Source organism: Pacificibacter marinus, assembly GCF_018860505.1.
Lineage (GTDB): Bacteria > Pseudomonadota > Alphaproteobacteria > Rhodobacterales > Rhodobacteraceae > Celeribacter > Celeribacter marinus_B.
Map to the genome: position 1 here is coordinate 1 of NZ_JAHKPU010000016.1, position 9865 is coordinate 9865.

At 52.5% G+C, this 9865-nt stretch carries 8 protein-coding genes and 5 pseudogenes; 6 read left to right on the plus strand and 7 right to left on the minus strand.

Features of this window, described 5'->3' with window-relative positions:
• A pseudogene (locus KO503_RS03105) lies at positions 1-446 on the minus strand (recombinase family protein); the annotation flags it as partial.
• 63 nt (positions 447-509) lie between these two features.
• Here KO503_RS03105 and KO503_RS17720 point away from each other — a divergent pair.
• The 3 pseudogenes from KO503_RS17720 to KO503_RS03120 form a co-directional block, all read left to right on the plus strand.
• Positions 510-1247, plus strand: a pseudogene (locus tag KO503_RS17720) (IS3 family transposase); the annotation flags it as partial.
• Positions 1248-1351: 104 nt separating this feature from the next.
• Positions 1352-2532 (plus strand): annotated as a pseudogene (locus tag KO503_RS03115) (integrase core domain-containing protein).
• Between the two features lie 41 nt (positions 2533-2573).
• Positions 2574-3002: pseudogene (locus KO503_RS03120) on the plus strand (IS3 family transposase); the annotation flags it as partial.
• A gap of 119 nt (positions 3003-3121) precedes the next feature.
• Here KO503_RS03120 and KO503_RS03125 read toward each other — a convergent pair.
• From KO503_RS03125 to KO503_RS03135, 3 genes are read right to left on the minus strand one after another with little or no spacing between them, the layout of a single operon-like run.
• A complete protein-coding gene (locus KO503_RS03125) occupies positions 3122-3778 on the minus strand; it encodes a maleate cis-trans isomerase family protein (RefSeq protein WP_215990133.1) in 657 nt (218 codons plus the stop codon).
• On the minus strand, positions 3775-4557 hold the full coding sequence (locus tag KO503_RS03130; RefSeq protein ID WP_215990134.1) for a short-chain dehydrogenase/reductase: 783 nt from the start codon (positions 4555-4557) through the stop codon (positions 3775-3777). The genes KO503_RS03125 and KO503_RS03130 overlap by 4 nt, the downstream gene beginning before the upstream one ends.
• Positions 4558-4577: 20 nt before the next feature.
• Positions 4578-5261, minus strand: a complete 684-nt coding sequence (locus tag KO503_RS03135; RefSeq protein ID WP_215990135.1) for a GntR family transcriptional regulator — start codon at positions 5259-5261, stop codon at positions 4578-4580.
• Positions 5262-5411: 150 nt separating this feature from the next.
• Here KO503_RS03135 and KO503_RS03140 point away from each other — a divergent pair, with 150 nt between their 5' ends.
• From KO503_RS03140 to KO503_RS03150, 3 genes are read left to right on the plus strand one after another with little or no spacing between them, the layout of a single operon-like run.
• Positions 5412-6374, plus strand: a complete 963-nt coding sequence (locus KO503_RS03140; protein ID WP_215990136.1) for a Bug family tripartite tricarboxylate transporter substrate binding protein — start codon at positions 5412-5414, stop codon at positions 6372-6374.
• Positions 6355-6861, plus strand: a complete 507-nt coding sequence (locus KO503_RS03145) for a tripartite tricarboxylate transporter TctB family protein (RefSeq protein WP_215990137.1) — start codon at positions 6355-6357, stop codon at positions 6859-6861. Before KO503_RS03140 ends, KO503_RS03145 begins: the two co-directional genes overlap by 20 nt.
• Positions 6858-8360 carry a tripartite tricarboxylate transporter permease gene (locus KO503_RS03150; protein ID WP_215990138.1) on the plus strand — a complete coding sequence of 501 codons (1503 nt, stop codon included), beginning with the start codon at positions 6858-6860 and terminating at the stop codon, positions 8358-8360. The genes KO503_RS03145 and KO503_RS03150 overlap by 4 nt, the downstream gene beginning before the upstream one ends.
• A gap of 139 nt (positions 8361-8499) precedes the next feature.
• Here the strand turns inward: KO503_RS03150 and KO503_RS03155 are convergent, their stop codons facing one another.
• From KO503_RS03155 to KO503_RS03165, 3 genes and pseudogenes are all read right to left on the minus strand, one after another.
• Positions 8500-9174 carry a hypothetical protein gene (locus KO503_RS03155; protein WP_215990139.1) on the minus strand — a complete coding sequence of 225 codons (675 nt, stop codon included), beginning with the start codon at positions 9172-9174 and terminating at the stop codon, positions 8500-8502.
• Between the two features lie 111 nt (positions 9175-9285).
• Positions 9286-9543: pseudogene (locus KO503_RS03160) on the minus strand (transposase); the annotation flags it as partial.
• Between the two features lie 16 nt (positions 9544-9559).
• On the minus strand, positions 9560-9865 hold a 306-nt coding region (locus tag KO503_RS03165; protein ID WP_215990141.1), incomplete at its 5' end, for a transposase.

A 9865-nucleotide genomic window follows, 5' to 3' on the forward strand; every position in this document is an offset into this window, starting at 1 on the left:
TTTACGCCCAAGCTGAGCGACAAGAGATCAGCAAGGGCGCCATGAAGGTGGACGGACAGTTTGCCCTCTGGCTCCGTTGGCGTGTGCACAATGCGATCCACCAGACCACGCAGGGCATCCTTTGCCTCCAGCATGCCATCGGGTTCCTGAAGTTGCGAAATCAGATCGCTGATCTTGTCGCGGTAGGTCTCCGCCATCTTTGGGTGGATGCGGATGGGTGAGGGGGCGGTGTCGCGTTCAAGCTGCGCCTCCAACTCAATGCGGCGCGCGTCAAAGGCCAGCATCCGGTCTTTGACCTGATCGGCTGGGATGCCCGCGAGGATCGCGTCGACCAGCTTGGCATGGTCGGCTTTAACGGTCGCCAGCTCTTTGATGAGGGCCTTACGGTTCTGCGAGGCTGAGGCCTGCAGGCGGTTGCGCTCCTTGGCGTATGCGTCGCAGAACACTGGTCTTGTCGCGTTTTAGTTCCGGTCTCTTTCGAGCAATGTTTGCTATGAAGGAGATAAAGAATGGCAAAGAGATACACAGACGAGTTTTGGCGTGATGCGGTACGGATGGCGACAATGAGTGGATTAACGCGGCCTCAACTTTCATCGGATTTGGGTGTTGGGCTTTCGACGCTGAACAAATGGGTTCAACAACATCAACACGATGACCTGATGTCAGGACCGCATGAAGACGTGGAAAAGGAGAACACGCGGCTTCGCAAAGAAGTCCGTTTGCTGCGCGAGGAGAGGGAAGTGTTAAAAAGGCGGCGATCTTCTTTGCAGGCCAAAGCCCCCTCTCGTGCATTTTCAATGCACTGCCGGGCAGTGGGTGAGATTTGCGTTCATCGACGCGTGGAAAGAAGAATGGCCAGTTGAGTTTCTGTGCAAAGTTATGCGGGTTACATCACGTGGTTTCCGCGCGTGGCGGGTGCGCCCTATGAGCCAGCGACAGCGTGATGATATGGTAATCTTGGCTCATATCCGTGAACAGCACCGCTTGAGCTTGGAAAGCTACGGGCGGCCCCAGATGACTGAAGAGCTGTAGGAAGGGGGCCTGAACGTCGGTCACCGAAGGGCGGGACGTTTGTGCGTGAGAATGGCATCAAGATCATAAGAACCCAGAAATACACGGTGACAATGGATAGCAACCACACGTTCAACATCGCACCAAATCTGTTGGATCAGAATTTCTCAGCGACTGGCCCCAATCAAAAATGGGCAGGTGACATCAGCTATATCTGGACCAGTGAGGGTTGGCTGGGTAATCCCCCCTAAAATTAGTGTTGTTCAAAAGTAGAATTTTCTCGGCAAGATATCTGAGGAGATTTACGATGAAGAATGGACGACACAGCGACGCGCAGATCATGCATTGCCCGGCAGGCGATTGCGCAGCAATCTGCCGAGAGGGGCGGTGTTGAAGCAGGCGGAGGGCGGTGTTCCGGTTTCTGAGCTTTGCCGAGAGCATGGAATGAGCAGCGCAGGTTTTTATAAATGGCGGGCGAAGTTCGGCGGCATGGATGCGTCATTGATTTCAGAAATGAAGGATATGGCGGAGGAGAACCGCCGCCTGAAGCGCATGTATGCCGAAATGAGCATGCAAAACGACTTACTGAAGGAAGCGCTTGGAAAAAAGCGCTAAGGCCGTCTCAAAGGCGGGAACCTCTCGGGACATTGCTACGCAATGCCCTGCCGGTCAGTGGATGGCCATGAATGCGGTCGCGCAGAACGGGTTCAGCATTGCGCTGGCCTGCCGTGCGTTCGAGATCAGCGAGACGTGCTACCGCTACAGCCCAATCCTGAGCGACGAGAACGAGGAGATCGCCGATTGGCTGGAACGGTTGACCGAGAATAAGCGCACTTGGGGCTTTGGCCTATGTTTTTGTATCTGCGCAACGTCCAAGGCTATGGCTGGAACCACAAACGCGTCTATCCATTGGCTGGCAGGCGATTGCATAGCAATCTGCCGAGACGCGGATCTACTGCGAGCTGGAGCTGCGCCCTCTCGGGACATTGCTGCACAATACCCTGACGGGTGATAGATCAAACCCAAGAAACGGCTGAAGCGTGATAAACCTGAGCCGCTGGCTGTGCCTGAGGCCCCAAACGACACATGGTCGATGGATTTTATGGCGGATCAACTGGCGGATGGTCGTTCGATCCGAACACTAAATGTGCTGGATCATTGCATGACAGGGTATGGCGCGGTCAGCCGCAGGTAATTCGCGTCGAGTTGCCAGTGATTGCGCCACTGGTTCGAGCAACCACTGGCGACGGCCCAGAATATATCAGTGGGACGCTCATGACGTGGGCCGAGAAACGCAACATCCGGCTTGAACACATCCAGCCAGGCAAGCCTCAGCAAAACGCCTATATCGAACGCTATAATCGCACCGTTCGCGGCGAATGGCTGGGACAATACATCTTCGAAACGATTGAGGAGGCACAAGACCGGGCGACTGAATGGCTCTGGACTTACAACAACGAGCGGCCCAACATGGGCATCGGCGGCATAACTCCCGCAATGAAATTGAAAACAGCCGCATGAATTCTATGGCTGGACCCCATTAAAAATGGGGGGATTACCAGCTGTATCTCGCCGTTATCCTCGACCTTTACTCTCGACGGGTCATTGGATGGGCTGTCAGCAACCGCATGAAACGGGACCTGACGATCCGTGCCTTGGACATGGCGGTCGCCCTGCGAAAACCGCCGAAAGACTGCATTCATCATACGGATCGTGGATCGCAATATTGTTCAAACTAGTACCAAAGGCGTCTGAAGAAGCATGGCTTCAAGATATCGATGAGTGGCAAAGGAAATTGCTACGACAATTCCATGGTCGAAACGTTCTTCAAATCTATCAAGGCTGAGCTGATCTGGCGCAACAAATGGGACACACGTCGGCATGCAGAAGCTGCGATCTTCCAGTATATCAATGGTTTTTACAATCCACGCCGCCGTCACTCATCGCTGGGTGGCAAAAGCCCCTTGGCCTTCGAACGAAAGGCTGCATAAATGAGTTAGGAGACTGGAACGTAAGCGGGGCAAGACCATCCTTAAGCGCTATAAAATAGGTCCGGCCCTAATTTATAGGACGATTGATGGGATTACCGACATCGGCATTTTTGTGTAAATTACTTCCAAAAACTTGCCGGAAGGTTCAATGTTGCAATGGCGCTGTCAAGCACTGGCACACGAAGGATTTCGGTCATGTTAGTAGCGATTCTTGCGCCGGCGACATTGGTACACATAATGACGATGGCGTCGACTTTTTCTTGTGCCACGTCGCGGATCATCCCTTCGATTATATCCTCTGAGATTTTGGCAAAATCATTGCTCAAGTCTCCTCCGTCAGCGCGCCAAGCCCCAATTTCAAATCCCAATGTTTCGTAATTTTGATTGATCCGTTGCGCGACATCTGACGTGTAGGGCGTGACGAGGCCAATTCGCTTTGCGCCCATCGTCCGGAGCTGACGATTGATTTCCAAAACTGTTGTTGTCGTTGGAATACAGGTTTCATCTTCCACCCTCGCTACGAATGCTTCGTCATGCGCGACACCGAGCCAGCTGGCTGATGTTCCGCCCCATACAATGCCGTCAACCTTTGCATCGTGCAAAAGTTTGGCCGCAGCGACATGTGCGTCTATGGCAAATTGCGCCTGCGAGACTGGATCGAGCTTAACAGTCAAAACCCCCAGTCGCGTCACGTGAACTTGTATATCTGTCCGTTTGGCTGCCAATGGCTCTAGTACAACATTGGAAGAGGGGATCAAAAGGCCGAGGCGTTTCATACGATGGACGTCCGTGCAGAGATGCCGCCATCGACAGTGAAAACCGTTCCGCTGGTATACCCTGAGCGTTCAGACGCTAGAAATGCCACCAAATCTGAAATTTCGCGGCAGTGAGCTGGGCGGCCCAGTGGATAGCCATTGGCTAGCTCTTGATAACGATTTGAATCGCCGAGGTCTTTTTCGGCCCATTTTTTTAACATCGTGTAAATGCGATCGGTGTTAACCGGGCCTGGGTTGATCCCTACCACGCGCATATTGTCGTCTAATGCATAGCCACCAAGCGCACGGGTGAAGCCCATCAAGCTGATATTGCCCGTTGCGCCTGCGATGTAATCACGGTCTAGCACTTCGCCGCCATTGCCAATGATGTTGATAATAACACCACCGCCTGCCGCTTTCATTTTAGTGTAAAACATGCGGCACATATTGATGTAGCCAAAGACCTTTAAGTCAAACCCTTTACGCCATGCTGCGTCACTCACATCCCAAAGATCACCACTTGGGATCGCTCCGGCGTTGTTCACCAAAATATCAACCTGTTCAATGGCTTCGGAAAGTGCCGCAGGGGCCGTTTCCGTTGCCAAATCCAATGGGTGCAGGGTCACAGCCACATCATATGATTCCAAAATCCGCGCCTTAAGCGTTTCCAATTTATCGGCACTGCGGGCTGTTAAGTGCAAGTTTACACCTTCTGCCGCTAAAGTTTCGGCAATATGGGCGCCGATTCCCATAGAAGCCCCCGTGATCAGAGCTGTCTTACCGTTTAGGTGTAAATCCATCGTGTTTTGGCCTTTTAAGTTCAGAGTCTTAGAGTTCGCGCAAGCTGCAAGGCATCATCCGATAAAATCATCACATGATCACGCATCGCTTTTTCAGCGACATCAGGCTTTCTATTGGCTAGCGCGTTTGCAATCTGGCTATGCTCGGACTGGCTGTCTTGTTTGCGGGTTGGGTGAAACGTGATTTGCCGTCTGTAAGGTGCTAGCCGTTTGTTTACAGTCCCGATTTGTTCGGCCAGCATGACGTTGTTCGATGCAGACCAAATCGCACCATGAAACACAAGGTTAGCATTGAAATAAGCTCCTGCATCAGATGATTGAGATAATCGCTCACAGTCTTCATGCGCTATTTGAATTGCGGCCAGTTGGGTATCCGTCGCCCGCTGGGCAGCGAGGCGTGCGGCAAAAGCCTCAAGTTCAGAGACGACCTCGAATAAGTCGATGACCAAAGCTAGGCTTGGGCGGCTCACCGTCGCGCCGGATCGTGGTCGAATTGTCACCAAACCGTTTGCCGCCAGCTTGCGCAAGGCTTCGCGTATAGGCGTGCGCGATGTGCTTAATCGTGTGGCCAGATTTTCCTCATCGAGTCGATCTCCGGGTAGAAAGCGACCTTCTACAATATCTTGCTCAATCTGTGCCTCAACTAAGGCTCCAAGTGTACCGGTTGGGCGCGTATTGTCTTTCTTTGCGTCAATTGTGCTCATATTTTAACCATCCGATCACCAATTGATCTATTATTGCATATGTGTCGTTATATTTCGTATTTCTTGTATACAATAACAAAAATAATTGGTCAATTGAATATGCAAGCAAGAATGATCTGCACTAGAATAAGGTATCGAAAGGAACGTACTGTGAAATTAAAAGCGACATTGGGGGCTGCCTCCCTTCTAAGTACACTCGCCGTGAGCGCCTTTGCGCAAACCTTCCCGGAAGGGCCAATCACATGGGTTGTCAACTGGCCTGCAGGGGGTGGGCAGGACACAACCAGCCGTATGGTCGCAGATCATTTAAGCGGCGCGCTGGGGGTGCCGGTGGTGATTGAAAACTACGATGGTGCAGGTGGATTGACCGGTATGCGCGAGTTGGCAAAAGCTGATGCTGATGGCTACACAATCGGCATGCTGGGGGCATCCAGTGTGATCCAACAGTATACCACTGATGAGCCTGTTATGATGGACCAGCTTGATGTCCTGTCATTCTTTGGGCCTGACCCCGGTGCGCTGACAGTCGGGGCTGGAACAGCTTATCAAACCCTTGACGATTATGTGTCTGCTGTCAAAGAGGCGCCCGGCGATGTGCCTAATGGCAATGATCCTCCCGGTGGCGCATCTTATATTTCTGCTGCGATCATGGAATCCGCTTTGGGTTTAGAGCTGAACAAGGTGCCATATGCTGGCTATGCGCCGACTGTGACGGCTCTTTTGGGGGGCGAGGTTGAAAGTGCAACAGTTCCACTGCCGCAAGTTTTGGAGCACGCAGTATCTGGCGATGTCCGTATTCTTGGTGTGATGTCAGGGGCGCGACATTTTCTAGCGCCTGATATTCCAACCTTTGAAGAGCAGGGCTATGATGTGCTGGCTGGTGATTTTCGTGCCATTGTCGCCCCCGCAGGACTACCTGCCGATGTGGCGGCAATTTTATCAGAAGCATTGATCGAAGTGTTATCGGCAGAAGAGTTTATCACGCTCGCCAACACCGCAGGCTATATGATCGAACCTTTGGGAGCAGAAGAAGCCAGTGCCCGCATTACGGCGTTTGACGAGCAGGTTTACCCTGTTCTGGAGGAGGCAGGGCTTGTCACAAACCCTAAATAAATATCACGACATACAAACGGATCGAGGCGAGGTCATTAATGATATCGTGTCGGGCTGCTTGTGCCTTGCTTTGGCTTTAGGCTTGGCTGGAGTTCACTTCAGTCAAGCGGGTCGTTTGCACGATGACTTCGCGCGTGATCCGGGGCCCGCTTTGTTGCCGCTTATCTTATTGGCGGCTTTGGGCTTGGCGGGGGGCGGTCTCACACTACGCGGATGGTTTGGCCTCAAAAAAACAACTGCGAGCTCAAACCAAAGTTCTCTTATGTCGCTCTGGCCTGCAGCGCTTGCTGTTGCGCTCATGTGCGCTTTTCTGCCTTTGCGCCATATCTTGGGGGCGGCTCTGGCCTTGTGTCTCATCGGTGCTGCTTTGGCCGTTCTTGCTGGGCGTTCTGACAATGTGCCTTGGTTTTTCACGGCCGTTTTCGGAGGCGTCATAGGGCTTATTCTCTACGCGCTCTTTCATTTTGGGCTATCGGTGCCGCTATGACCTATGACTTGCTTTCAACGATCATTTACAATCTGTTTTCGCCCTACATGTTAGGGCTGGCGCTGATAGGTGTTGTTCTAGGGCTTGTGTTTGGCGCATTGCCTGGTGTCAGCTCGACCATGGCGTTGGCTGTTATGTTGCCGTTCACCTATGGAATGGAGACCGCGCCAGCTATGGTTTTGATGCTCGCTGTGTTCTTTTCCAGCGTTTATGCGGGATCGGTTTCAGCAATCTTGCTTAACATTCCCGGAACACCCGGCGCTATGATCACGCTGCTTGATGGCAACGCGATGGCCCGCGAAGGCAAGGCCGCTGAAGCGATGGCTTATGCCCTGATAGCCTCCATTTTTGGTGGCATCATAGGTTGGATTTTTCTCGTCATTTTGGCGCCAACAATCGCAACCTATGCGTTGCAATTCGGGTCGCCTGAGTATGCGGCCGTGGTGTTGTTTGGTTTGGCACTCGTTGCCTACGCCTCTTCTGGCGATATGTTGCGTGGCTTGGCAGCTGGTGCAATGGGGCTGATTATCGGCTTGGTGGGGCGCGATCAGGTTACAGATGTGCCACGCTTTACTTTTGGAACGGCCGACCTACAGGGCGGAATTGACATTATCCCGCTTGCTATCGGGCTATTCGGCATTGCCGAAGTCCTGTCTCTGTTGATCAGATCTAAAACCGATACTCCCGCAGTTGCCGTATCTCGCGCGCGCACTTGGCCAAAGTTTTCTGAGCTTTTGGGGGAATTGCCGACAGTATTGCGCAGTTCGACCATTGGCACATTTGTTGGCGCAATCCCCGCCGCAGGTTCGGCCGTGGCCGTGGCGCTTGCCTATGCGTGTGAAAAACGACTGTCTAAGTCGCCTGAAAAATTTGGCACAGGTATCCCGCGCGGTGTGGTTGCACCCGAAGCGGCCAATAATGCTTGTGTGGGGGGCGCTTTGATCCCGATGCTGACACTTGGTATTCCTGGTGACAGTATCACAGCAGTTTTGATTGGAGTTTTGTTGTTGCACGGCTTGCGTCCTGGGCCGGGCTTGTTTGAAAATCAACCGGATTTAGTCGTCACAATTTACGGCGCGCTTTTCGTCGCAATTCTGCTTACTGCTCTTGTCGCAGGGTTGATCGGCATTCCTGTTTATCGAAAGATTTTGGCTATTCCGCAACGGCTGTTGACGGCAGCCGTTTTGGTTCTGTGTTTGCTCGGTGCTTATGCGGTGCGCAATGCGGTTGTTGACGTTTGGGTCGCAATATTTTTTGGCGCTGTCGGCTTTGCGTTTATTCGTTTGAATATCCCTGTGCTACCGCTCGCCTTTGGTGCAGTTCTAGGCCCGCTCTTAGAAGAAAACTTGCGTCGGACGCTTATAATTCACCGTGACGTCAGCGTGTTTTTCGAGCGTCCAATCTCTCTTGTTTTGGTTTGCCTGTCCTTGGCTATTCTGTTGCTTCCTGTGTGTATTATGGGCCTGTCCTACATGCGAAAAAGACGAATACATCGATAAGAGATTATGATCGCAAACATATGTTGCAGGGCGCGACTGGAAATGCTGCGCTGATGGCGTTTAAAAAGCGATTAGGGAGACCGTTGGCAGGCGGTCTTCATGGTGCAGTTTATTGGTTGGTATAATGTATAACTTGCCTCTACTGTTGAGACATTATTGCGCAATATCCTGACAACAAATGGATGAGATTGGCCACGCAGAGGCAAGGCTTTTGGTTAGCTAGGGCAGGGGCTCTATACAAAGGCAAGTATTTATCAATTCGAGCTCCCGCAACCATTGTAATCGACCCCAAACCCGCATTTGTTGCGGGTTTTGTCGTTTTTGCGTCCCCCAATGCCAGAATGGCCGCCAATTCTCCAACGAGTTCAATGCGATGCCCGTTTGGTGCGGTCTCGTCGGGCAGCATCCGTATCGCAGAAACCAGCCCCCGCAGCGCTTCTGTCGCCTCTGTCTTGAGTGCAGGGTCTTGCAGGGCTGACGACAGATTGCGGATCTTACGCTGGTAAGCCTGTGACAGGCTCGGATGCAAGCGCAGGGCAGGCGGCTCAGGGCTTTGCTCAAGGAGGCTTTCCAGGGACTGCTTCTTGCGTTCCAGCTCTGCGATGCGGTCCTTCATGCTAGGTTGATACATCCCGTCCTCAATTGCTGTCATGATGCCGTTGATCTTTTTATCGATTTTGGCGAGATCGCTACGGGCTTGCTCGCGCTCCGCAGTTGCGCCTGCTGCGTTTTGATTGAAGACGCGGTGGTATTCTTCCACGAAGGCTTCCAGCAGTTTGGGGTGGAGCAGGCTGTCGTGCAGGCCGGTGAGCACGCGGTCTTCGAACGAGGTGGTCCTAGTTTTCGACCAGTTTACAGCCTTGTTAAGATGGATCAGCGTTTCATTTCAGGCTGCTAATCTCATTGGTTCTATTTTGCTTTCATCTGCCTCATCGGGGGCCAATATGCCGTGGGTCGAATGTGGGCGTTCAGAGTTGTAGTAGGTCAGCCATTTGCCGATCCCAGCCCACATCTGAGAACCTGTCTCAAAGGCATTTAGATAAACGCATTCATACTTTAACGACCGCCAAAGTCGTTCAATCATCCGATTGTCACGCCAAGCGCCTTTGCCGTTCATGCTGATCTTTATCTTTGCATCCATCAACACGTCGATCCACGCGCCACTGGTAAATTGGCAGCCCTGGACGCCCTTCTAAGTGTCAAGCAGCGATTTGAGTCTGATTTATCTGTTTGTAGCGGCGTGCGATGATGTTGAAGACTTCACGTGCGATGTATCGTTTCAGGCATCGAATAGCTTCGAGTTTTGAATGGCCTTGAGCTGTGCGACGCGCAACGTATTCTTTTGTCTTCGGGTCCAGACGTAGTCGCCCAATTGCGATGATGTGGAGCGCGCTGTTTGCCGCGCGGTCGCCACCTCGATTCAATCGGTGCCGTGTCGTTTTGCCTGATGATGCCGGAACTGGGCTGACGCCGCACAAAGCAGCGAAGCTGGCTTCGGATTTGAG